The following is a 23,924-nucleotide window of genomic DNA, read 5'->3' on the forward strand; positions in this document are numbered from 1 at the left end:
CTCACACTTACTGTGGGTTTTTGAGGGAAAATATCCAATTTTGAGTAATATGGGCGGCGAATGATTAGAAGAATACAATAAACGGAATCTAAAAATGGTTACGTACTCAAGTTTTGTGGTTATTGCTCTTTATGTGTTAACTACTTTATTTATCAGCTACTTAGTGAATAAGCGCTATAGCGTTGGTGGCGACTTTTCGACTGGTGGAAAACAATTTGGTTGGTTTACGGCGGGTGTGTCGATTCTTGCAACCTACATCAGTGCGATGACGTTCGTGGGTATGCCGGGCTGGGTTTATAGCTCAGGCATGGAAGCGATGAGCGTTCATCTGAATTACCCAATAGTGATCTTTTTCGCTGTGGTTTTCTTTGTTCCAGTGTTTTACAAACTTGGCCTGACCTCGATTTACGAATACCTAGAGCACCGCTTTGGCGTTGTTGCTCGCACGATCAATTCCATCGTGTTTATTGTGGTTCAGTGTATTTCGGCAGGGGTGATTTTGTATGCGGTGGCATTGATCTTGGTGCAAGTGCTACCAGTGAGTATCTCTGAGGCGATCATCTACATCAGCCTGTTTACCGCCTTGTATACCTATGCGGGGGGCATCTCAACTGTCATATGGACAGATATGCTGCAGTCGGCAGTATTGATTATTGGCAGTATCGCGATCTTTGGTTTATTGCTCATGAAGATCGATGCGGGGGAGGTGTTGTCTCCTGAGCATCTGAATATCATCAATCTAGATTTTGATCTTGGCGTCGACACCACATTGTGGGCGGGTGTTGTGGCGGTGAGCTTTTTACACCTGAGCGTATATGGCACTAACCAACTGATTATTCAAAGAACACTGGCGACAAAAAACGTTCAGACAGCGCAAAAATCGATGCTGCTTTGTGGTTACGGCGCGTTCTTCATCTACCTGTTTTTTGCTGTTATGGGCGTTTTGCTAAGCGTCTTCTATCAAGACTCCAGCTTTGAGAACAGTAATGAAGTGATTCTCGACTTCGTGTTCAACCACACTAACCCAATCATCGTTGGTTTGGTGATCTCAGCACTGTCGGCAGCGGCGATGTCGACGCTGGATTCCACTTATAACTCTATGGCGACCGTGGCAACGTTCGATTTTTATAAGCGCTTTTTCCGTAAATCAGCCTCCGATGCGCATTACGAATCGGTGGCAAGAAAAATGAGCCTAGTTGCTGCTGCTTCGGTTGTTGTGCCTGCTTTACTGGCGGTCTCTAATGAATCAGTGCTTAAAACTATTGCCAGCCTAACTTCAATTTTTGTCGGTATTCGCCTTGGCTCTTTCATCCTTGGTTTGTTCTTCAAGCAAGCGAATGAAAAAGGCGTTATAGCGGGCAGTATCGGCAGTGTCGTAGTGGTATTTATTGCCAAATACAGTGGCATCTCTTGGCCTTGGTTTGCCTTAATTGGCACGGTTGTTTTCTTAGTGTTAGGTGTTGTTGTGAGCCGTTTCTGGGGAGAGGTGACACAGCAACAACACGAATTTATTGCCAAGCAAAAGCACTTGTTCGCTAAGCCGACCGCGAGTCATTACGGCTTGTTGGTCTTTGCGGTTGTGACGATTGCTGCTTGTACTGTTATCCCTGATTGGCTTTATGCCGCTCTTTCTTAATTGACCGATTCTCTACTGGTATATCTATGTTATCGATCTTTGATATCTACAAAATTGGTGTGGGGCCGTCGAGCTCACACACTAACGGCCCAATGATTGCGGGTTTCCACTTCACACAATTAATCGCAGACAGAATCACAGAGGTGGTGCGTGTTCAGGTCGATCTTTATGGTTCGTTATCGTTAACCGGAATAGGTCACCACACCGATAGAGCAACCATCTTGGGTTTGCTTGGCAATAAGCCAGACACGATTAAGATCACCAGTGCTAATGAAGCGATGCGACGCGCTATCGACAGTGGTGAAATGCAATTGAGTGGCAGCCACGCGATTGGCTTTAACTACCAAACCGACATGCTTTTTCACGAAGACAATCTGCCTCTGCATGAAAACGGCATGATGATTACCGCGTTTGATCAAGCTGGAAATGCGATTATCGATGAAACCTACTACTCGATTGGTGGTGGTTTTATTGCAACCGCGGATGAGCTGAAAAACGGTACCAAAACTGAATCGGTTGAGGTGACTTATCCTTTTAAGAACGCCGATGAAATGCTGAAACAAGCTGAAGACAACGGCATGAGCCTAGGTGGAATGATTCTGAAAAATGAGTCGGCCTTCCAAGATTCGGATGCGATTGCAGAAAAGGCAGACCAGATCTGGCGCGTGATGTCGCGTTGTATGGTGCGTGGCTTTGAGACTGAAGGTATTCTTGATGGCGGTTTGAACGTCACTCGCCGTGCGCCAAACTTATTGAAAAAGCTAGAAGCGAATGCAGCCGTTGAAAACGATCCAATGGAAATCATGGATTGGATTAACTTGTTTGCCTTTGCCGTCAGTGAAGAAAACGCGGCTGGTGGCCAAGTGGTGACGTCACCAACCAATGGTGCTGCGGGTGTGATTCCTGCGGTATTGATGTATTACCATCGCTTTATTAAAGAGTTGGATACCAAGCAACTCAAAGACTTTTTAGCGGTGTCGGGTGCGATTGGTATTTTGTACAAAACCAACGCTTCGATTTCAGGTGCCGAAGTAGGGTGCCAAGGTGAAGTCGGTGTGTCATCTTCTATGGCGGCTGCAGGTTTAACGGCGCTGCGTGGTGGTAGTAATGAGCAGATTTGTATTGCCGCAGAGATTGCAATGGAGCATTCACTCGGTATGACATGTGACCCAATTGGTGGCTTAGTACAAGTACCGTGTATTGAACGAAATGCGATGGGTGCGATGAAGGCGATTAATGCGTCTCGCATGGCATTGAAACGCAATAGCAAATCTTTGATCTCGTTGGATAAGGTCATCGCGACCATGTACCAAACGGGTAAAGACATGAATAAGAAGTATCGCGAAACGTCTTTGGGAGGCTTAGCGCTGATTCATTTAGCTCACCCTTGTGAATAGAAAGCGTAATTAAACGAGATTCGTTTCAAACAAAGCCCAGCCCCTAAGTTATAGAAACCTAGGGTGTTGGGCTTTTGTTTTGCTGAAAGAAAAGGGCTGTCAGGAGAAGTGAACTAGTCTTCAAGAGGGAGTTGATAACTGTTTTTCAGTTCTTTCACTGAGATGTTGGATTGAATCGCGCTCACGCCTTTTACTCTTCTTATTGAGCTAATACGCTCAAAGTACTCTTCTAAATCTTTTGCTAACACTTGCACCATGTAGTCGGCACCGCCTGCAATACAGTGACACATCGGAATCCAATCGGTAACGGCAACAAACTCTTCGAACGGTTCTGTGTTTTCAACTTCGTGGTTACCCAAGGTCACAAGAGTAAAGCCTGCTACATGAAAACCCAGCTTTTTGCGGTTTAGCTTCGCTGCGTAACCATCGATATAACCCGTCTCTTCCATGCGTTTCCAACGGCGCCAGCATGGGGTTTCGCTGAGGTTTACCTTCTCGGCAAGTTTACTGTTGCTCATGCGCCCGTCTTGTTGGATATGTCCTAAGATGGCGATATCTGTGTCATCTAACACTTCTTTGGTGGATTCTTTCTGTTTCATGGCTATTTTTGAAAAGTCTTGCTCAAATTTGGGTTAATATTAGCCTATATAGCAATTTAATTCCTAGTCGAATCTGTAAACTCTCTCCCTATAAATACTTTACTTATTAGGAGTGAGAGGAAATGAGCTCTCAATTAATGCTGGCGTTCTTGCTATTTTCAACATCAATTGCAATTACCCCTGGGGCAGGCAATATCGCATTACTTGGGATTTCAAGTCGTTATGGATTTGCTGCGACTTTACCTTTTATCTCTGGGAACGCTTTTGGCATCATCATCGTACTGGCGGGTTCTAGTGTCGGTTTGGTGAGCCTATTTACCCTTTATCCAGAGCTATACAACATTTTGAAATACGCGGGTGCGGCTTATTTGCTGTTCATGGCGTGGTCGATTGCGAACATGCAAATCGAAGAAAGCACTACCGACAATCGTTCAGGTTTCATGTCTGGTGTGCTGATGCAGGTGTTAAACCCTAAAGGTTGGATTGCTTCGTTAACTGTGTTTTCTCAGTTCATCACTCCGAACGCAGACTATCTGATTCAAGTGGTGACCATTATTGCTGGCATGGTGATCACGGGTGTACCGTGCATGTTGGTGTGGGCTTATTGCGGCACTATGCTTAAAAAGTTGCTGCAATCACCAAAACAGATGATGTTTGTGAACCGCTGCTTGGGTGGAAGCTTAGCAATGGTGGTTGCCTTTATGCTTTATCAACCCGCATAAAGCGTCGCTACAAATAAAAAAACCACTCCTAAATCCATAGGAGTGGTGTCTAAAAATCGACTAAGTGGTTAACAATAATTAGTAAGTTACTAATAACTCGCAAGTTAACAAGAACGTTTTAAGGAATGTTTGCTTAAAAGATTTAAGCGGTTTCAGCCTCTTTAACCGGAGCTGAGTTACGGATTAGGTGGTCAAACGCACCTAAACTTGCTTTAGCACCTTCACCCATCGCAATGATGATCTGTTTGTAAGGCACGGTTGTTACGTCACCCGCTGCGAATACACCTTTCATTGATGTTGCGCCATGAGCGTTAATCTCAATCTCACCGCGTGGCGATAGTTCTACCTTCGTTCCTTTCAACCATTCGCTGTTTGGCATTAGGCCGATTTGAACAAAGATACCCGCTAGTTCGATCTGTTTCAGTTCGTCTGTGTTACGGTCTTTGTATTCCAGACCCGTTACGCGATTTCCATCACCCAATACTTGCGTGGTTTGAGCCATCTTGATGATTTCGATGTTTGGCGTTGCGTTCGCTTTGTCGATAAGCACTTGGTCAGCGCGCAGTGTGTCTGCAAATTCAAGCACGGTTACGTGTTCCACGATGCCTGCTAGGTCGATAGCGGCTTCAATGCCTGAGTTACCACCGCCGATAACGGCTGTTTTCTTGCCTTTGAACAATGGACCGTCACAGTGTGGGCAGTAAGCAACGCCTTTGTTGCGGTACTCTTGCTCACCCGGAACGTTCATTTCACGCCAGCGTGCACCCGTACTTGTGATTACCGTGCGAGCTCGCAGTGTTGCGCCGCTCTCAAGCTCTACATGGATGTAGCCGTCTTCTGTGTCTTCTGCAGCAATGATGTTGGCAGCGCGCTGCTCAGTCATTACTTCAACACCGTACTCTTTTACGTGCTCTTCTAGGCTAGCCACTAGCTTAGGGCCCGTTGTCGCTTTCACTGAGATAAAGTTCTCAATCGCCATAGTATCCATGACTTGACCACCGAATCGGTCAGCAACCACACCCGTGCGAATGCCTTTACGTGCTGCGTAGATAGCTGCTGAAGAACCAGCTGGGCCACCACCGACAACTAACACATCAAATGGTGCTTGTTGGTTTAGGTTTGCTGCTTTCTTTTCAGCTGCGCCAGAATCAACTTTGTTAAGAATTTCAGCCAATGACATACGACCTTGACCAAATAGCTCACCGTTAATGAATACGCTTGGTACTGCCATGATGTCGCGAGACTTCACTTCCTCTTGGAATGCAGCGCCGTCGATCATGGTTGTCTTAACCAGAGGGTTAATTGCCGACATCATGTTGAATGCCTGAACCACTTCTGGACAGTTTTGGCACGATAGTGAGATGAAGATTTCAACATTCAGCTCTTGATCTAATTCTTTAATTTGCTCGATTACGTCAGCTTCAAGCTTGATAGGGTGACCACCACTATGAAGCAGTGCCAGTACCAATGATGTGAACTCGTGACCCATTGGTAAACCCGCGAAACCGATCGCAGTGCCTTTCTCTTGGTTCACGACCTGCATGATAGGGCTTCGAGTGCTTGCGCTGTCATCGCGAGTCACTTCAATTTTGTCTGTGAGAGAAGCGATATCATTCGCTAGGTCTTGAAGTTTGTTTGCGGTATCGCTGTCATCAAGGCTCAGCACTAACTGAACATTGGTTTTTAGGTTTTCTAGGTATGCTTTTAGCTGCTGCTTCATTGCTTGATCTAACATAATCGTGCCTGCTCTTAAATTCTGTGTCTTGGTATTGACCAATACCTTCTTGCTGAAAAAGGAAAATAAAAAAGGGGCGCAAGTCGGCAAATATTGTGGTGTTGATGTTTTGAAAGGGTGGCGCGCAACTGCCCTTTAGGAGGGGGGGCCGAAGCGCGCCTGTAGAACCGTTTTATTTGTTCTTTTTAGATAGGCTTAGATTAAATCTTACCTACTAAGTCTAGAGATGGAGCTAGAGTCTCTTCGCCTTCTTTCCATTTTGCTGGGCAAACTTCACCTGGGTTAGCGGCTACGTATTGTGCTGCTTTAACCTTGCGTAGTAGGTCTTCAGCGTCTCGGCCAATACCTTCAGCAGTGATTTCCATTGCTTGGATAACGCCTTCTGGGTCGATTAGGAACGTAGCACGGTCTGCTAGGCCTTGACCTTCACGCATAACGTTGAAGTTGTTTGTGATGTTGCCAGTTTGGTCACCTACCATGAAGTATTCGATAGTGCCGATTTTGTCAGAAGTATCGTGCCATGCTTTGTGAGAGAAGTGCGTGTCAGTTGATACTGAGTAAACTTCTACGCCGCGAGATTGAAGCTCTGCGTATTTTTCTTGTAGGTCAACTAGCTCAGTTGGACATACAAACGTGAAGTCTGCTGGGTAGAAGAAGAATACAGCCCACTTGCCTTTAACGTCTTGCTCAGTGATTTCTACGAATTCGCCGTTTTTGAATGCTGTTGCGTTGAATGGTTTGATTTCTGTGTTGATCATGTTGGACTCTCTTTCTAATTTGTAGTGTTTAACGCTATCCCGCGTCGATGGAGATATATTGCATTGGCACCGAAAATTAGTGAAATCGGACATTTCTATAGATTCAATAGGCAAATCCTATCTTTGATAGAAGAAAGCTATCGATAAAAGCTATCAACAAAAAACATTAACAAAAGCTATCAAACATCAGCATCACCCATTTGAGGAGCTATGCTCTTTAGGCTGTCCTCTACATTTGGCTTATCTCTATTAGCGTGAACGGCTATTTATAGCGTGAACATCGAGGTAGACAGTGTTTCTTTAAGTGAGCTGAGATCTCCTATTGATCCATAAATAACGAAAAATTATCATTAATATAATTTATGATAATTTCAGTTAATCGCGGTCTCTCCCTATACTCTCTTCATCGAAACGAAATACCGAAGCTAGACTTCGAAAAGCACAGAATAAAAAACGAATTGGAGAAAGTTATGAAAATGAATCACGTAGGCATCATGGTAGGCGACATGGACCAGGCAGTAGAGTTCTACACGAAAGCGCTAGGTCTAAGAATCGTAATGAACAACACTAAGGTGATGGAAGAGCGCGAATCAGCAATTGGCCGTATGTGTATTGCAGTATTTGGCGAAGGCTTCAAAGGCTTCAACATTGCTCACCTAGTAACTTCAGACGGTATCGGTGTTGAGCTGTTCGAAATGGTTGACCGTGAAGAGCGTCATAACGTTGATTTCTCTCGCCTGGGCATTTTCCACTTCTGTCTGCAGCTTCCAAAAGAGCAGTTTCATTCAGCTATCAAGCGCGTTGAAGAGTTTGGCGGTAAAGTACGTATGGATATTCACCGTTACCACCCAGAAGACGAATTAAAACAAGCACAAATGGTTTATCTAGAAGACCCGTTTGGCAACCTATTCGAGTTCTACTCTCACTCATACGAAGATACGTACGCGACTGATTACGAGTAATAGACGCCATCTACCTGTCGTAAGGTAGAAAAACCGAAACACCCCCTAAAGAGGATTGGTAGAGATACCAATCCTTTTTTGTTTGCGGTATTTGCTGTGTTTGATTAAGGGGAACGAGTAAACCTGAGTAAGTGAGTGCTTTGTGTTCTTCAGTTGCACTAAAACAAGCCGACTGTGTTGCTCTATAGTGCAACATTGGATAGAGATGAAACTTAACTGATTGATAAATATAATGTTAAACCATTGGCATATATGTTGCTCTATTGCCTTTATGTAAATTGTATACAATAAAAAATACATAAAGGAAGTCACATGGAACAGAACAGTGAATTGATCTACGGATTAGACGATCGACCATCAGTCAAAGCAGCCAGCTACGCAGCGCTGCAGCATGTATTAGCCAGCTTTGTTGGCATTATCACACCCACGCTCATTATTGGCGGTGTCCTTGGATTGGGAGAGCACATTCCCTATTTGATCAGCATGGCACTCATGGTGTCTGGGGTCGGCACCTTCATCCAAGCAAGAAAAATAGGGCCAGTTGGCGCAGGGATGATCTGTGTCCAAGGAACCAGCTTTGCATTCTTAGGTTCAGTACTAGGCGCGGGCTTTCTGGTTAAAGCGAATGGAGGCGGGCCGGATGAAATGCTCGCCACCATTTTCGGCGTCTGCTTCTTTGGTGCATTTGTCGAAATCGTCCTCTCGCGCTTTATAGAAAAGCTCAAAGTGGTTATCACGCCTGTTGTGACCGGAATCGTTATCACGACGATAGGTATCTCTTTGATAAAAGTCGGTGTTACTGATATTGCGGGTGGTGTTGGCGCTGAAGATTTTGGCTCTGGAAGTAACCTGCTGCTGGGTGCGATTGTGCTCGGAACTATAGTGGCACTTAACCTAAGCAACAACACCATGGTTAGGCTGTCGTCTATTTTGGTCGGTTTAGTTGTAGGGTGGGGCGTCGCTATTTTGATGGGCAAAGCACCCATGGTTTCTTTTGCATCTCAACCGTTATTGAGTATCCCTGTCCCGTTTAAATATGGTTTCGCTTTTGATTGGCAAGCCTTCCTACCTATTGCGTTTATTTACTTAATTACCGTGATTGAAACGACGGGTGACCTTACCGCCAACAGCATGTTCTCAGGCCAACCGGTTAAGGGGCCCAAATATATCAATCGACTCAAAGCTGGCGTGCTAGGTGACGGCGTGAACTCGCTTATCGCAGCAGTATTCAACACTTTTCCAAATACGACCTTCAGCCAGAACAATGGTGTGATTCATTTTACCGGAATCGCGAGTCGCTACATTGGCTACTTCATTGCAGCCATTCTTTTTCTGTTAGGACTATTTCCCATCTTAGGCGCGGTATTAATGACGATTCCAAAGCCAGTATTGGGCGGAGCGACATTGGTGATGTTCGGTACGGTTGCCGCAGCGGGCATCAAGATTATTGCTAATGAAAAGCTGGATCGCCGTAGAATCATGACGATTGCCATCTCATTAGGTTTAGGACTTGGAGTAATGCTAGTGCCTGACTTATTGAAAGAAGCACCCAAGCTAGCGCAAAGCATATTTGGCTCACCAGTAACGATGTCGGGCATCGCTGCGCTTGTGATTACCGGGCTGATGTCTTTGGTACCTGAAAACAAAACCAAGCCTGTGGCAAGTTCGGTACAAACCAGTAAAGCGTAACTTATACTGCCGAGAAGATACGTACGCGACTGATTACGAGTAATAGCGTTATTGCCTTCCATAGGCAGAAAAACCGAAACACCCCCTGAAGAGGATTGGTAGAGATACCAATCCTTTTTTCGTATTTGGATGTTTGGTTGAGTGACTTATCTACATGAAGTGATTAAGAAAGATACAGATTAAAGCCGTTGATAAAGTTGACGTTTTGAAGATAAAACCTTTCATGAATATGACGGAATAAAGCGTTGTTCATGAAAACATTGCGCCATCATACAGAATGGTAGCCTTGGCTGAGCCGTGACTATACTCAGCATTATATTGCTAACCAATAACAACGAAAATAGAGAAAAATGCACAGATTAGCGTTCCCAAATCACATGAAAAAACTACATATTATCTTTACTGCTCTTATCCTTATGATATTAGCCGGATGCACCTCAACGTCGGCTGTCGGCAGTTCCAAAACAAAGGAATATGCCAAGTCACATGCTCTTGCTGGTAAAGCTTCTTGGTATGGCGACAAGTTCCACGGAAAACTCACAGCAAGTGGTGAAACGTATAATATGAATGCGAATACTGCGGCTCATAAAACCTTGCCATTCGGGACTATCGTGAGAGTGACCAATACAGACAATAACAAGTCTGTTGATGTGAAAATTAACGACCGAGGCCCTTACGTCAAAGGCCGAGTGATCGACCTTTCGCACAAGGCATTTGCAAAAATCGGCAATGTTAAACAAGGCACCGTGCCTGTAAAAATCGAGATTGTTGATGACAGCAATACCTTTAGGTACAAGCACTAATTGCCTCTAAACCTGAACTGGTTAGTGAAACTTAAAGGATTGGTAGAGATACCGATTTTTTTGGGGGGGAAACCTAATGAGGGCCCAATTACATTTCGTTACTGATTGAAGTAAATCTGAAACATAGTTGACACGATTCTGAAATTTTTGAGGGCTAGCGTATGGAGTTCTAAAACGAATCCAAATAAGGAAATACCCGTGAAGCTAACACCTGTCGTTGCCGCCGTAATCATGTCTTTCAGTTCAGCAAGTTTTGCTTTTAGTTTGCAACAATCTGCCAATGAAAACAGTGAAGATCTCGTATGGACCGGGCATCTTAGCCCCGATAGCGACACGGTTATGTCTGCAATGCTCGCGGCTCATGTCTATGGTGGTACGGCGACAGTGCCTGAGCCTATCAACCCTGAATCGACGTTTATCTTGAACTACTGTAATGCGGAATCACCACGTATAGAGACAGATTACTCTTCATATCGAGTAGGGCTGGTGGACTTCAACCAAGTGACTCAACTAGCGCCAACCATCGATCAATCATCCATTGTTGCTGTGGTTGATCATCACGCTATTGGTGGCTCACCGATTAGCACCCCACAAATTGTCGAGATGGATATCCGAGGTTGGGGTTCAGCTGCCACTATTTTGGCTGATAACGCTGAAAAGCTCGATGTGACTTTACCTAAGCACCTTGCTTGTGTCGGCTTAGGCGCGATTCTCTCTGATACTGTGGTATTCCAATCGTCAACCACCACTGAGCATGATCGTGAATATGCAGATAAGTTGGCGAAGGTTGCAGGCATTTCGGATATCGAAGGTTTCGGCCAACAAATGTTGATTGCTAAATCAGACCTTAGCCACCTTTCTTCTGAAACCATTCTGACTCTGGATTACAAAAACTTTAAATATGGTGGAAAACAGGTGGGCATCGGTGTCGCTGAAACGCTAACCGCTCAACAACTGATTGACCGTAAAGACGAGCTTTTGGCGGCAATGAAGTCTTATAAAGAAGAGAACGGCTTAGATCATCTGTTCTTCTCAATCACAGATACCAAGAACAAAGAAGCGAACCTATTGTGGGTGGACGAAAGCGATTATCAAGTCATCAAGTCGGCTTTCAACGCTGAACCAACAAGCGACATGTTGACTTTGGAAGGCGTAACCTCACGTAAGCGTCAGATTGGCCCTGCAGTTCAAAAGGCAATTGAGAGCTTGTAAGTATTAAGAGAACTTTGGAAGGGATTGGTAGAGATACCAATCCCTTTTTTGATTCTTGGGCGTCTAAATGGGATTTGGACAAAAGCGTGTTGGTGCTTCCCTATTAATTGAACGATTATAGAGGATGATTAACATATTAAATAATGATGATAATTGTCACGTATCACACCCGCAAAAAATATAACTGATACAATATTCCGACTAAACAGGCCGGAGTAAGTTCATGTTTAAAAACATAAAGTTTATAAAAGATTTCGGAATTTTCAAGAATGCAAAAACAGTTGGTGGTGAATCATTTCATCAGTTCAATTTGATATATGGCTTTAACTATTCGGGTAAAACAACACTATCAAGGATCTTCAGATCTATCGAGTTAGGTGAGAAAACTGAAGGTTTTGAGACTGGTTCTTTTGAAATCAATAAACATGATGGTAATTCAATCAAAAGTAACGCTCTGCAGAAAGTAGATAACCTTCGTGTTTTCAATTCAGACTATATCGCAAAAAATGTTGATTTCGATGAATCAAGTGTTGATCCTGTTCTTATCGTTGGTGAGAGGAATATTGATCTTGAAGATGAACTAAAGCGTCTTAGAGAAGAGGTTCCGGCTTTAGAGAACAACAAAGCCAATAGCATCATAAAATCAGCTACAAAAACAACTGAGCGTAATAACCGTTTAACGGCTGTAGGCAGAAATGTAAAACAGCTTAATATTCTTGGTACAGCGCAGTTTAATGCCGCAAATGTTAAACCAATGCTACTTGAAGCTGATGTATTACATTTAAAGACAGCAGAAGAACTAGGTGCATTGCTCGAAACTGCAAGATCTGATGCTGTTTCAAGTGTAACCACAGCGACAATCGCCGTTCCAAATATGATCACGGAGCTATCTAATGTTGAGGAAATATTAGCAGCATCCGTTACGCAAATTACGATTGCGGAGTTAGAAGCTAACCATGCATTAAAACAATGGGTTGAGAAAGGTATAGATCATCACCAAGGAACAACAACATGCCAGTTTTGCCAATCAGAGGTGACTGTAGAGCGATTAGAGCAGTTGAATAACTACTTTTCAGATACCTACAAAACATTAAGCAAACGAATTGAAAGCGCCATAGCTGACATTTTAGGTAAATCAGTGACATCTAGCATGCCTGACAAAAGGGATTTGTACACAGATCTTCAGACTGGTTTTGACGACCTAAAAGACCAGGCTGAACCTATTAAACTTGAATTTGAAGCTGTAAAAAATGCATTGGTAGCTTTACTGGAAGATAAGAAGAGCAAAATGGCAGAGGTCGTCCCGTTTAATGGTTCTGATTATCCTCTACCAGATCCAACAGACTTATTGGCAAAAATTAATGCTCCAATATTTGTTCATAACGAGAGGGCATCAAATCATTCGACAGAGAAAACTAACGCCATAAACACAATTAAACGCCATTATGTTTACCAAGAAACGCAAGACTACAACCATTCACAAGCACTTACTGAAATTGAAGCATTAGATATAGTTACAAAAAATGCAGGAAACGATATTCGAACTAAGAATGAACGTATTAAGGTTATTGAAGCTGAACTAAACAATATCAATGAAGGCGCTGAAAAGCTTAATGACAATCTAAGACAGTATTTTGGTAAGACGGATATAACTATAAAATTAATCGAAGGGACATATCAGTTTATACGTGAAGAACGTAAAGCTAAGCATTTATCAGATGGTGAGCGTACAGCTATTGCTTTTGCTTACTTCATAACACAGCTGGAAGATGAAGCTCTTCAGGGCGTTCAACCAATTGTCTACATCGATGACCCAATCTGTAGCCTTGATTCAAACCACATCTACAATGTTCTTGGCATTATAAAAAGTAAGTTAAATCATGACAAAGTAGAACAGCTCTTTATTTCTACACATAACTTTGAATTCTTCAACTTGGTTAAGATGTGGTTATCGCATTATAAAGAAGTTGAAGGAAACTTTAGGCGTACAAGGTACTTCCTAATCAACAGAAAAGACAACGAATCACGTATTGATCGCCTACCTGACTTACTAAAAGAGCATCGTTCTGAATATGCTTACTTGATCAGTAAAGTTAAGGAAGCTATTGAAAGGCCGTACAATTGTGATGCTGTTGCGGTCCAGTCGTATGTCCGAAAAGTGATGGAAGTCTATTTTTCATTCAGGTTCAACCTAACTCAATTCAGAGAACACGGTGTAGATAACATTGCATTGCATTTCTTAAAAGGCGCTGCTGATGCTGAAGTGCAATCTAACACTTTGTACGAGTACATGAATGAAAAATGCCATGCCAAATCGATAGAGGTAGGCATGCAACTTCCTGCTGCAGTCCAACCACAATTAGCTCAGATATGGGATATTGTTACTACTGCAATCAAGGTTAATGATAAGCCACATTACGATGCTTATTACGCTTAAACAAAACAAAAATGGAACGCCTGAGCGTTCCATTTTTCTTATCTGATTTATCTTAAACTTGCTCGCTTGGGTGTCCCCATATTAGCTCATTTTCGTATGGGCCAGTGACGCTTGATGTTGATTCACCCACGCCCTCTGGTGCGCCTAAAGGTAGTGATCAATTTGTTTGCTCTGCTCTCAACCAAAACTCAGAAAGATCTTCAAACAGGTCGTCGTTATCTAAAATGCTTAAATGGTTTTCGTCGTAACCAAGAATTTGCTCGGCATTCAATTGAGCTGGGCGCGACAACTGGCTTGATAGGCTAATGACGCCATCGTTACTGCTGGTATTAAATAGTTCGCCCGAGTTATAACCAAAGGCTAGGAAGTGAGGGATTTGAATCTTATTATTATCAATGAATAAGTCAGCGATAAATTTACCTTCTGGGTTTAAATCAACCCATGCAGGCATTACCACGGGGGAGTACTCAACCCCTTGTTTAGCTGACTCAACACCACCGAACGGCGAAGAGATGGTCGTCACGCTGCTTACAAAATCGCATAACTGTCCAATTCGGCACTGACGAATGCTGTTAGTGACGATAAGCCCGCCCATGCTGTGGGCAACAACATGTAGTTGTTGGTTCTTATATTCACTTACAACCGTATGTAACAGATTGTTCAAGCCTTTTGAGTTCAAAGCCAAAGACAAACCAGAAGGGTAGTTGAAAACCCATATTTGATATTTAGATTGGTCGACTTTTTCAATGAGAGGGGCGAAATCTAAAGCGGTTGCATTGATCCCGTGCACAAATAAGATTGGGATTTTATTTGGATCATATTCAGATAGAAAATAGAGCCCTGCATTATCTTCGAGCAAGAATGTGAGTGGTTGCCACATACCGAGCTTTGCATTCCCTTTCTCAAAAGGAGGATCCGATAAATCCACCACGGTGCCTATATCGACGAGGTCTAACTCAATTTTCAGTAGTGAGGATAATGAGCGATCAACAAACGCGCTTGGGGCTTTGCTCTCATCAACGGTTAATGATACTTCTATTGTCGACCTGTCTTCGTGATCACGTAGGTTGATCATACTGAAAGCTTCATCGGCTTGTAGAGTAAGGTCTTGATTCTTATCTTCAAAGATAAGTAGGTAGTGGATGTTATTTGATACATGCAAGTGAATACTGTCACTGTCTATGATGCCATCGTAGCCATCAACCTCGCCTTTATTGATATCTTTGATTTGTTCAATTACCACGGCAGAGCCAGAGGCAGGTTGGCTCAAGGTAACCATGTATTGATTGGTAATGGAGTCGATAGCTTCTATCTCATTAGATAGGTTTCTAAAGTTACCGCATCCGAAAAGCGCTGAACTGATTAGCAGCACAGTAAGTAATCGCTTCATTCAATTCTCATCCTTAGATCAACTCGTTCCATCATTGAATCAATAGCCTGTGTTTAATAGTAGCAATAAAACAATGCTTAACAAAAAGGCAAGCAAGCGACTAAAAAGTTCGCTGCCTGCCTTTGAGTTTTAGTTACTCAGTGAGTGAATCTTGAACGCTAAAGCGTGTTTTTGTACACCTTACCGTCTTTCATGATCAGTTTCTGTGTATCGGTGTTAGCAACACATGCCACGCCTTCCAGTGGGTTACCGTCGATGATCAATAGGTCGGCATATGCCCCTTCAACGATTTGGCCTAGTTTGCCTTCTTGGTAAGGGTGTTGGTAAGTCGACATTTCGAACAAGCGTCCACAATTTGATGTCGCCATACGAAGTGCAGTGATGGTATCGAACACTTGTTCAATCGCACCGAGTTCATTCAGCTGAGTGGCATGCACATTGGTTTCGCCGACACAATCGGTACCAAAGGCGATGTTTCGAATGTCGTATTTCTTAATCAACTCTGCTGACTTGAACATGGCTTTACCCACGCGCTCTGTCTTGCGGTATGTCTCTTCGTTTGGCAGAGGGATCTTACGCTCTGCAATCAATGAAGAGGTAAAGTAAGAAGGAATCACCCAAATGCCTTTCTCTTTAATGATCTCCGCAATGTCGTCGTCCATGATGGTCGCGTGTTCGAAAGACATCACGCCTGCTTCAGCAGCTCTGCGCATCGCATCAGAAGTGTGGATGTGCGCAGCAACATAAGTGCCGTAGTCTGAAGCGGCTTGCACAGCGGCTTCCATCTCGTCAGAAGTAAATTGTAATGTGTCTAGTGGATCGAAGGTTGATGATGCACCGCCGCCTGCCATGATCTTGATTTGTGACGCGCCCATAAACAGTTGTTCACGTACTGCTTTCAATACTTCTGAACGGCCATCGGCCACTCGCATTGCGCCAAGCTTCATCATTGGCGAGTCTTCGTGCCCATTAGCTAAACGTTCTTGCGCTTGGTTCTGGCGGTAATCTGAGTGACCACTAGTTTGTGAAATCGCCGCCATTGAAGGCAGAATACGTGGGCCAGTTGCGTAGCCGTTATCGATACTTTTCTTAAGGCCAAGCGTGTTACCCGCTACATCACGAATGGTGGTAAAGCCGCGCATCAGCATCTCTTCTGAAATCTTCGCCGAGCGAATCGCCACTTCTTCACGTGTCATGGTATCAATCACATTGAAAGGTGCAGATAGCGTGATATGAACGTGCGCATCAATCAAACCTGGCATTACCGTGCCACCCTGAGCATCGATAATTTCATCCGCTAACGTTGTATCAACCTCGCCAATTTGTGTAATCAAGTTGTCTTCAATAAGAATTGATACGTTCTTGATTAGGTTGTTATCAACACCGTTAAATACGTTCGCGTTAGTGATTAGCTTTTTCATAGTCTGCACCTTTTTCAAATGAATGTGTCGCTGATGGAGTTATCTTATGGCGGGCAGTATTTGAAAAATGGCCATTTGGTGACAAGCAATGATGAGAGTTATCTTTTGGTGCATTTCTATATTTTTGAAAATTGCTTTATAGAGGGAAGCGAATTATTGGTGTGAGAAATGATGAATCGATAAAAACTAATAATTTCGAATGGAATGGTTGTGGTGTCATCAAATGGTAAGTTTTGCTTCGATTCGAACGCTAAGATGTATTTCAAATCGAGACTACTTATCCAATTAGAGAGAAACAGAATGACTAAATCAGACAAAGTTTACGGATTCAATACACCACAACGTCTATTCGTTGGTTACACGTTAGCTGTGCTGGTGGACTTAGTGGTTCTTAACTTCTTTGATGAGTACTGGGACTTTGTAAACATTGAATCTTTCACTATCTCTTTGATTGCGGCGTTGTTGTTGCAGTTGTTGTTGAAGCTCTCTATTGGTTTAGAGCACAAGATTGCTGAGCACTTCAAAAGCAAGCCGGGCACCGCACCTAAGGTTTACCGAGCAATCACCACTTACATCATTTTAGTGGGTTCAAAATTCGTGATGCTAGAAGCGATTAACTTGTTGTTCGGTGAGAAGGTGAGCTTTACTGGTCCTTGGAATGGTGTGGTTGCGTTCTTTGCTGTGGTATTTACGATTCTGATTGCTGAAGTGATTGTATCGAAGATCTACTTTGCACTTGATGACAAAGCCGCTGAAGGCAAGCCAGTCACACAGTCATAACGGAAGGCGAACTCATCACCCAATCTAGTTCGAAATAAAACGAGCCAGCTAATTGTTGGCTCGTTTTTGTTTGTGCGGCGTATTACCAATTCGATGCGCTTGTTAGTTTTATTTCTCGTAAACCACATCCCCACGTAACACTGTCATCAACACCTGAGTTTTGGCTATTTGCCTTGCCGATACTGTAGTGATGTCTCGGTCGAGAATGGCGAAGTCAGCTGATTTTCCAACCTCAATAGAACCTGTTACGTCTTCAATCCCAAGGCTTTTAGCGGCATTGATCGTGTAAGCGTCGATAGCGGTATAAATATCGGTTAGGCCGGTTTTACCCATGATTAAGCTGTTCGCGATTCCAACTAAAGGGTTGATGTCGTGTACGTTCCAGTCACTGCTTAGGGTGATGTTGGCGTCGGTTTTGAGTATCGCGTCTAAGTTCATCATGGCTTTGGCGCGGCGAGCACCAAGGAAAGCTTCGGCCCATTGGTGTTGATGTTTGGCTATGTAATCAGACCCGACTTGGAAATCCGCTGAGACATTGAGCTGCTTGAAGCGGGGAACATCTTCATCATTGATCAGCTCTATGTGGGTTAAGGTATAAGGTTTTTGCGAGCCTTGTTTACGCACGCTTTCGATTGCATCAAGGGATTCACGAACGGCACCATCACCAATCGCATGAATGTGCGCACTAAAACCAATTTTATCGAGCGCGCTGAGCCACTCTTTCATCTGTGCTGGTGGAATGTAGTTCAAGCCATTAGGAGACTGTGGCAGATAAGTATCTAAGTAGGGTGCGAGTGTTTTTGCTGTGCCATTAATGAAGATACCATCGCTGTACATTTTGACCTGATCGACCAGCAGCAGACGGCTTTTGTCATCGGAATACATCTTCTCGAATACTTCGAGCTGAGACGGGATCGCCATTGATGGGTAAACCCAAGGGCGCAAAGATACGCGAGCTGTTAAATCTTGGTTTTGCTCTGCTTCTAGCCAAACGTCATACCAACCACGTTTCCAGTACATTCGGCCGTCACCTATGGTGGTAATGCCGTGTGCAGCGGCTTCTTCAAGTCCGAACATTAACCCTTGATAGCTCTGTTCAAAGAGCTCGCTTTGGCTGTTCCACGCCATCTCCATGATTTGGTCACCAGCGTTATCCAACAAGATGCCGTTAAGCTTTCCGTTATCAGGATCTTTTAAATAGGCACCGCCTTGTGGGTCCGGCGATTGTTGGCTGATTCGTGCAATTTTCAGTGCTTTAGAGTTGACCCACATCGAGTGTGAGGTTTGCTCCATGATCACTACTGGGCGGTCTGGGAAGACACTGTCGATGATCTCAAGTGGCGTGTATTCAGAATTGCTGTCGAGTGTCGACTCCAGAGAAAAGCCATAACCCATCAGCCAACCTCGACCATCGGTTTCGGCGTTGATTTTACAGGCTTCTAAGTAAGGGATTTGCTCTTCGAGTGTGGCTTCAGAATCCAGTTCGCAATTACCACCCAGCTCTGAAGCAGCTTCGAAAACATGGTTATGGTTATCAATGAACCCCGGCAAAACAAAGGCATTTTCTAAGTCGATGACATCGGTACTATGCCCTTGAAAAGCTTGCGCTTGCGAGCGGTCGCCAATGAAGATGATCTTGCCTTTATGGGTAACGATCGAGTCCGACTCACGATGCCCGTAGATGTCGGCATTAGTAAAGATCTGGTCTGCGGTTTGGCTTTGAGAAAAAGCCGGTGGCACAGTACCTAGGCTCGCGAGTAATCCAATCCATGCAGTGCGCGACAAAGTGAGCTTGTTGTTCATTATTATATTTCCATGTTCCACTGTTTAGTAAGTATAGAAAGCGAGCGGTCAGTGTGAAACTCTACATGAATGACAAATAAAAACTGCAATTAATCAACAAGCTGTCGTTTGAGCAAGCCTTTCATTTAGACTCGTGTCTTATGCTGTTACGCAGATCTTTTTTGTATTCTTCATGAGAGTTATAGCCATAAAGCTTCCAAGTGTTCTCACCTTTAATGTTGTGATTGTAGGTGATCTCGCCTATCCACTGCTGACGAGTGGCAAGAATCATATCGCGAATTTTTAATAATAAAGTGTCCATAGTTGCTCTCCTGGTTAAGTTCACTTGCAGTATATTTAGCGGTGACAACCGGATGAGTATTCCTAGCGCAATATTCAATACTTTTCAGTCAATGTACTCATTTGAATGGTTTGATGCGTATACTTTCAATATTAAAAAGTCACTGAGCATCGCAATGAAAGGTTACTTGGAAAAAGTGCCACAACGAATTGGCACATCATGGCGCTATAAGAAAATTGTCGAGAACAGTAAAAGCTATGGTTGGCACCGACATGAAGAGTACGAGATAGCGATACATCGTCACTTTGCTGGCCATAGTTTTATTGGGCACCATCAAAGCGATGTGTTCCACAACCACATGATTTTGGTGGGACCAGATTTGCCTCATGCTATTTATTCTGAAGAGAACGCGGATGAATCGCGAATCTGTGAAACCCACGTGGTTTGGTTTCGCAAAGATTGGATAGAGCAATTGATAGCGTGTTGCCGCGAGCTCGAACCGATGCGTGCTTTGTTGGAGGACTCAAAGAAAGGTCTGCAGTTTTCGCCCGCTACCGCAGAGAAAGCGACGGAATTGTTGAACAAGGTGATCGACCAGTCGCCACACCAACAACTGCTTACCTTGTTTTCTTTGTTTGCGTTATTGCTTGATGACCAAGACGTAGTTCAGTTGATTAACCCTGTCTTTAATGCGGGAGACGAAGATGAGGTCAGCGATAAGCTGGATAAGATTGAAGCCTTCTTGGTGAATAACTTTATCCGAGATATCTCAGTTAACGATTTAACCAGTCACTTATACATCAGTGAGAGTAGTGTCAGGCGGTTATTTCAAAAACACTACAATGAGAGTTTTAGCCAGCGATTGAAGAAAATTAGGCTCAATGTGGCTTGTGATTTGTTGATTAACACTTCACTGCCCGTGAATTTGATTTTGGAGAAAGTGGGTTACGACAACCAAGCTAATTTCAATCGCCAGTTTAAATCCTATAAGCAGGTGACACCGACTCAATACCGTGCGGCTATGAAGCATTACTGATTCATTCACCAACGAAACAATTCCCATAAGCTTCTGAATAATTTACTGTTATATGAACCATATAAACGGATTTAACGTATTACCAAGGATGTAAGTTAGGCTCTCACATGACTTACTCGAATTACTATGAAAACAAGTCGAGGTTAGGATGAAGAAAATATTATTGCTGCTGAGTGTCATCTTATTGGGTGGGTGTGTCGGAATGCCTGAAACAGTAAAGCCCGTTCAACAGTTTGAATTGGATAGATACTTAGGAAAATGGTACGAAGTGGCTCGTTTAGACCATTCGTTTGAGCGCGGCCTCAATAGCATCAGTGCCGAATACAGCCTGCGTGATGATGGTGGCGTGAAGGTGATTAACCGCGGTTATTCGGATGAAGATGGCGAATGGAACGAAGCGGAAGGCAAAGCCTATTTTGTCGAAGGCAGCGATCAGGGGTATCTGAAGGTGTCATTCTTTGGCCCATTCTATGGTGCTTATGTGGTGTTTGAGTTGGATAAAGAGAACTACCAATACGCGTTTGTTTCTGGCCCAGACACCGATTACTTATGGCTGCTTTCTCGAACCCCAGAAGTCTCGTCTGAGGTCATGGAGAAGTTCAAAGCGATGTCTAAAGAGCGCGGCTTCAATACCGATGAATTGATTTATGTGGAGCACAGCCAATAAGCAGGGTGCTAGGTTAACGACAGTCGATTGAGCAAAAGGCACAGATGACCAATTCATCTGAGCCTTTTTTGTTTGTGCTATCTGAATTGAATAACCGTTTATGCTTGCTTACGAACCTGCAAAACACTGATCACTGAAAGTGAAAGGAAGAACGCAGGGTCGCTCCAGCCAAAGCCAACAAATATACCGGTGAAAGCGGCATACAGTGTGATGATCGCACCTAGCATATTGGTGACAACCAAGCCTTGGATGAGTTTTTTAGCACTGATTCCCGCTTCAATATCTCGCAGTAACCATGTTATCGCTGCAATACCACCAAGGAAGATACTGGTGTGTTGAGATAGAAAATAAGCGTACTTGTCATTAATTTCCACGCCGTACATAGGCCACATGACCGTCGGTAGGAAAAACAACGCGAAGGCAAAACCTGCGTAAATGATGCCGTGTAGGCTTAAAAACGTTTTATTGTTCATCTGTTATCTCTCTATCTCGTGCCTTTCACTAATTCTTTATTCATTCCATTAGCCGTTGATTGGGCCTTTGTTAATGGTAGTTAATGGCTGGTTCACGTCAAAAATCACGCCGCGAACTTCATCTACGCCCATCTCTTTCAAGCGAGCGGAATGCATAGCTAAGTAAGCCTCAGCACTGAGCTGATCTTCAAAAAGGTAGACACCACCGCCTAGTTTTTCGGCTTGGTTTTCTGTCCAGATTTTCCAGATCATGCCCGGCTCGTTGTTGATGGACTTAGCTAGGTCTATGAGTGCGTTCGACATTTCTTCACCGAAAGGGCCGTTAAATTCAAAATCAACTTGTAGTAGTTTCATGGTGCTTCTCCGTTTAGCAAATTCCGTTTAACAAAATCCGCTTAAAAATAGGTGTTTAAGACAAACAAGCCATTCTCGTTTGTTGTTGAGATTTATATTACCTGTAAAAAACAGACAGAAAAGTTCATAATATTGCCATTAACTGTCAGGATTTTAGACCGATGAGATTGAAGACTACCCTAGACCAATGGCAAACACTCTATGAGATAGACCGCGCTGGCAGCATTCAGGCGGCGGCATTGCAATTGAATAAGAGCCACACCACGTTGATTTATGCGTTGAGAAAACTGGAAGATCAATTGGGTGTGCCTTTGGTTCAGGTTGAAGGCCGAAGGGCTGTGTTATCGGAAGATGGCAAAGCCTTGTTGCGTAGGGCGAGCAGCATGCTGGAACAAGCGCGAGAGCTTGAGCTGATCAGTGAGCAGTTAGCAAAGGGGATGGAGTCTGAAATTGTAGTTGCGGTTGATCACCTATGCTGCCTTGAGCGCCTTTATAAGCCGATGGCTGCGTTTATGGCAGAGAACAACACCACCTCAATACAAGTGGTAGAAACATCACTCTCGAAGACCACCGAAATGGTCACTCAAGAACGTGCCGATGTTGCCATCATTAACCTGCCTATTACCAATTACTCGGCCGAAGCTTTTGGATTCACTAAGATGGAGCCTGTTGTAGCAAGCTCGCACCCGTTGGCTAACGTGTCATCCATATCGCTCAACCAGTTGTCGTCGCTACCACAAATAGTGGTGAGAGATTTAGGCTCGGTTGAAAAACTGGGCGAGAAAAAGGATGTGGGTTGGTTGAAGTCGAGCCAGCGTATTACGGTCGATAATTTTGACCACGCCTTTGGAGCGGTAGAGCAGGGTGTAGGGTATTGCAGGCTACCTAAACATATTGTCGATAGCCGAGGAAGTGACAAGCTCACTGTGTTGAACGTGGAAAATGGCAGTGGCTATCAAGTGCCGCTGCATCTGACTCTGCCGAAAGGTGCGAAGACAGGCCCAGCCGCAAAACGTTTCTACGAACTGCTTCTTGAATCAGCCCAGAATGCGAACTAAGTGCTATGAGAAACTTAACTATTAACTATGAGTTATGAGCTATTAACGAGGCTGGTTGCCGTTCAAGAATAGCGCGACACATTCACGAGTGTAGTGAAGCCTTTCTTCTTCTGACTCGCCGCTATCGTGGCCGAAGAACGACCAATACGCCGACTTACCATGAAACATCAGCAACAGTTGACGTGCCGCTATGATTGGCGAGCTTGTAGAAGAGAGCGTTAAGTCGCCAGACTCTATCTTTGTCTGCAAGTAATCAGCGAGTAACTTAGTGGTCTTCTGTGGCCCTGTTTCTAAATAAATAGAGGCAATTTCTGGGTGCGTGTTGGATTGACTCACCGCGTTCTGAAAGGTTTGTCGAGACTGTTCATCAAGTAACAAATCCTGAAACTTCACACCAAATTTCACCAACTCATCACCCACCGCCGCATTCATATCAAAGGCAGCAGGGCTAAGTTCGCGCTCTGTACACTTGGTTTGCATGCAGGTTTCGAAAAGTTCGTCTTTATTTTTAAAGTGAGAGTAGACCGTTTGCTTGGAAACGTTCGCCGCTTTCGCTATCTGATCCATATTGATCTTGAAGCCATGCTCAGAGAAAAGCTGGCTTGCTGCGGTTAGGATCTGCGATCTCTTCTGTTCACTCTTGATGATTTTAGTCACGTGCTGTTTCTCATTGCTTGGTACTTGGTGTTGCTCAGTTCTATGTGTCTCGTTT

At 43.9% G+C, this 23,924-nt stretch carries 22 protein-coding genes; 12 read left to right on the top strand and 10 right to left on the bottom strand.

Features of this window, described 5'->3' with window-relative positions:
* The first annotated feature begins 94 nt into the window (after positions 1–94).
* Both OC193_RS05205 and OC193_RS05210 read left to right on the top strand, forming a co-directional pair.
* Positions 95–1,636 (top strand): sodium:solute symporter family transporter, encoded by a 1,542-nt coding sequence (locus OC193_RS05205; protein WP_048664162.1) that lies wholly within the window; start codon positions 95–97, stop codon positions 1,634–1,636.
* A gap of 26 nt (positions 1,637–1,662) precedes the next feature.
* Entirely contained in the window at positions 1,663–3,033 is a 1,371-nt protein-coding gene (locus tag OC193_RS05210) for an L-serine ammonia-lyase (protein WP_048664159.1), read from the top strand.
* 113 nt (positions 3,034–3,146) lie between these two features.
* Here the strand turns inward: OC193_RS05210 and OC193_RS05215 are convergent, their stop codons facing one another.
* A complete protein-coding gene (locus OC193_RS05215; protein ID WP_019825927.1) occupies positions 3,147–3,632 on the bottom strand; it encodes an Lrp/AsnC family transcriptional regulator in 486 nt (161 codons plus the stop codon).
* A gap of 122 nt (positions 3,633–3,754) precedes the next feature.
* On the opposite strand from OC193_RS05215, the gene OC193_RS05220 reads away from it, so the two are divergent.
* Positions 3,755–4,354 (top strand): LysE family translocator, encoded by a 600-nt coding sequence (locus OC193_RS05220; protein WP_048658236.1) that lies wholly within the window; start codon positions 3,755–3,757, stop codon positions 4,352–4,354.
* A gap of 142 nt (positions 4,355–4,496) precedes the next feature.
* Here the strand turns inward: OC193_RS05220 and ahpF are convergent, their stop codons facing one another.
* The gene (ahpF, locus tag OC193_RS05225) at positions 4,497–6,089 is read right to left on the bottom strand and encodes an alkyl hydroperoxide reductase subunit F (protein WP_048658237.1); all 1,593 of its coding nucleotides are present in this window, start codon (positions 6,087–6,089) and stop codon (positions 4,497–4,499) included.
* Positions 6,090–6,289: 200 nt separating this feature from the next.
* Positions 6,290–6,847, bottom strand: a complete 558-nt coding sequence (ahpC, locus tag OC193_RS05230) for an alkyl hydroperoxide reductase subunit C (RefSeq protein WP_017629768.1) — start codon at positions 6,845–6,847, stop codon at positions 6,290–6,292.
* A gap of 470 nt (positions 6,848–7,317) precedes the next feature.
* Between ahpC and OC193_RS05235 the strand changes: the two genes are divergently transcribed.
* The 5 genes from OC193_RS05235 to OC193_RS05255 all read left to right on the top strand — a co-directional run bounded on the left by OC193_RS05235 (position 7,318) and on the right by OC193_RS05255 (position 13,950).
* Entirely contained in the window at positions 7,318–7,809 is a 492-nt protein-coding gene (locus OC193_RS05235; protein ID WP_008220945.1) for a VOC family protein, read from the top strand.
* 312 nt (positions 7,810–8,121) lie between these two features.
* Positions 8,122–9,498 carry a uracil-xanthine permease family protein gene (locus OC193_RS05240; protein WP_048658238.1) on the top strand — a complete coding sequence of 459 codons (1,377 nt, stop codon included), beginning with the start codon at positions 8,122–8,124 and terminating at the stop codon, positions 9,496–9,498.
* A gap of 350 nt (positions 9,499–9,848) precedes the next feature.
* Positions 9,849–10,301, top strand: a complete 453-nt coding sequence (locus OC193_RS05245; protein ID WP_048664158.1) for a septal ring lytic transglycosylase RlpA family protein — start codon at positions 9,849–9,851, stop codon at positions 10,299–10,301.
* Between the two features lie 198 nt (positions 10,302–10,499).
* On the top strand, positions 10,500–11,513 hold the full coding sequence (locus tag OC193_RS05250) for a manganese-dependent inorganic pyrophosphatase (RefSeq protein ID WP_048664156.1): 1,014 nt from the start codon (positions 10,500–10,502) through the stop codon (positions 11,511–11,513).
* A 223-nt stretch (positions 11,514–11,736) separates the two neighbouring features.
* Complete coding sequence (locus OC193_RS05255) at positions 11,737–13,950, top strand: AAA family ATPase (protein WP_048664153.1); 2,214 nt, start codon at positions 11,737–11,739, stop codon at positions 13,948–13,950.
* A gap of 157 nt (positions 13,951–14,107) precedes the next feature.
* On the opposite strand, the gene OC193_RS05260 is transcribed toward OC193_RS05255, so the two are convergent.
* Positions 14,108–15,340, bottom strand: coding sequence for a lipase family alpha/beta hydrolase (locus OC193_RS05260; RefSeq protein WP_048664151.1), 1,233 nt, complete (start codon positions 15,338–15,340; stop codon positions 14,108–14,110).
* Positions 15,341–15,498: 158 nt separating this feature from the next.
* On the bottom strand, positions 15,499–16,761 hold the full coding sequence (locus OC193_RS05265; RefSeq protein ID WP_048664148.1) for a metal-dependent hydrolase family protein: 1,263 nt from the start codon (positions 16,759–16,761) through the stop codon (positions 15,499–15,501).
* A 300-nt stretch (positions 16,762–17,061) separates the two neighbouring features.
* Here OC193_RS05265 and OC193_RS05270 point away from each other — a divergent pair, with 300 nt between their 5' ends.
* On the top strand, positions 17,062–17,541 hold the full coding sequence (locus tag OC193_RS05270; RefSeq protein WP_048664147.1) for a hypothetical protein: 480 nt from the start codon (positions 17,062–17,064) through the stop codon (positions 17,539–17,541).
* Between the two features lie 108 nt (positions 17,542–17,649).
* On the opposite strand, the gene OC193_RS05275 is transcribed toward OC193_RS05270, so the two are convergent.
* Positions 17,650–19,344 carry an amidohydrolase gene (locus OC193_RS05275; RefSeq protein ID WP_048664145.1) on the bottom strand — a complete coding sequence of 565 codons (1,695 nt, stop codon included), beginning with the start codon at positions 19,342–19,344 and terminating at the stop codon, positions 17,650–17,652.
* A gap of 121 nt (positions 19,345–19,465) precedes the next feature.
* On the bottom strand, positions 19,466–19,645 hold the full coding sequence (locus tag OC193_RS05280) for a hypothetical protein (RefSeq protein WP_048664143.1): 180 nt from the start codon (positions 19,643–19,645) through the stop codon (positions 19,466–19,468).
* 52 nt (positions 19,646–19,697) lie between these two features.
* On the opposite strand from OC193_RS05280, the gene OC193_RS05285 reads away from it, so the two are divergent.
* Both OC193_RS05285 and OC193_RS05290 read left to right on the top strand, forming a co-directional pair.
* Complete coding sequence (locus OC193_RS05285; protein ID WP_048664141.1) at positions 19,698–20,660, top strand: helix-turn-helix transcriptional regulator; 963 nt, start codon at positions 19,698–19,700, stop codon at positions 20,658–20,660.
* 148 nt (positions 20,661–20,808) lie between these two features.
* Positions 20,809–21,327: a lipocalin family protein gene (locus tag OC193_RS05290; protein ID WP_048658248.1), complete on the top strand. Its 519-nt coding sequence runs from the start codon at positions 20,809–20,811 to the stop codon at positions 21,325–21,327.
* Between the two features lie 98 nt (positions 21,328–21,425).
* Here the strand turns inward: OC193_RS05290 and OC193_RS05295 are convergent, their stop codons facing one another.
* Complete coding sequence (locus tag OC193_RS05295; protein WP_048658249.1) at positions 21,426–21,800, bottom strand: hypothetical protein; 375 nt, start codon at positions 21,798–21,800, stop codon at positions 21,426–21,428.
* Between the two features lie 48 nt (positions 21,801–21,848).
* Positions 21,849–22,154: a monooxygenase gene (locus OC193_RS05300; RefSeq protein ID WP_048664139.1), complete on the bottom strand. Its 306-nt coding sequence runs from the start codon at positions 22,152–22,154 to the stop codon at positions 21,849–21,851.
* 161 nt (positions 22,155–22,315) lie between these two features.
* Between OC193_RS05300 and OC193_RS05305 the strand changes: the two genes are divergently transcribed.
* Positions 22,316–23,212 carry a LysR family transcriptional regulator gene (locus tag OC193_RS05305; RefSeq protein WP_048664137.1) on the top strand — a complete coding sequence of 299 codons (897 nt, stop codon included), beginning with the start codon at positions 22,316–22,318 and terminating at the stop codon, positions 23,210–23,212.
* A gap of 42 nt (positions 23,213–23,254) precedes the next feature.
* Here OC193_RS05305 and OC193_RS05310 read toward each other — a convergent pair whose 3' ends face one another.
* On the bottom strand, positions 23,255–23,869 hold the full coding sequence (locus OC193_RS05310) for a TetR/AcrR family transcriptional regulator (RefSeq protein WP_048658252.1): 615 nt from the start codon (positions 23,867–23,869) through the stop codon (positions 23,255–23,257).
* Between the last annotated feature and the right edge of the window lie 55 nt (positions 23,870–23,924).

It is taken from the genome of Vibrio crassostreae (genome assembly GCF_024347415.1).
GTDB classification, from domain to species: Bacteria; Pseudomonadota; Gammaproteobacteria; order Enterobacterales; family Vibrionaceae; genus Vibrio; species Vibrio crassostreae.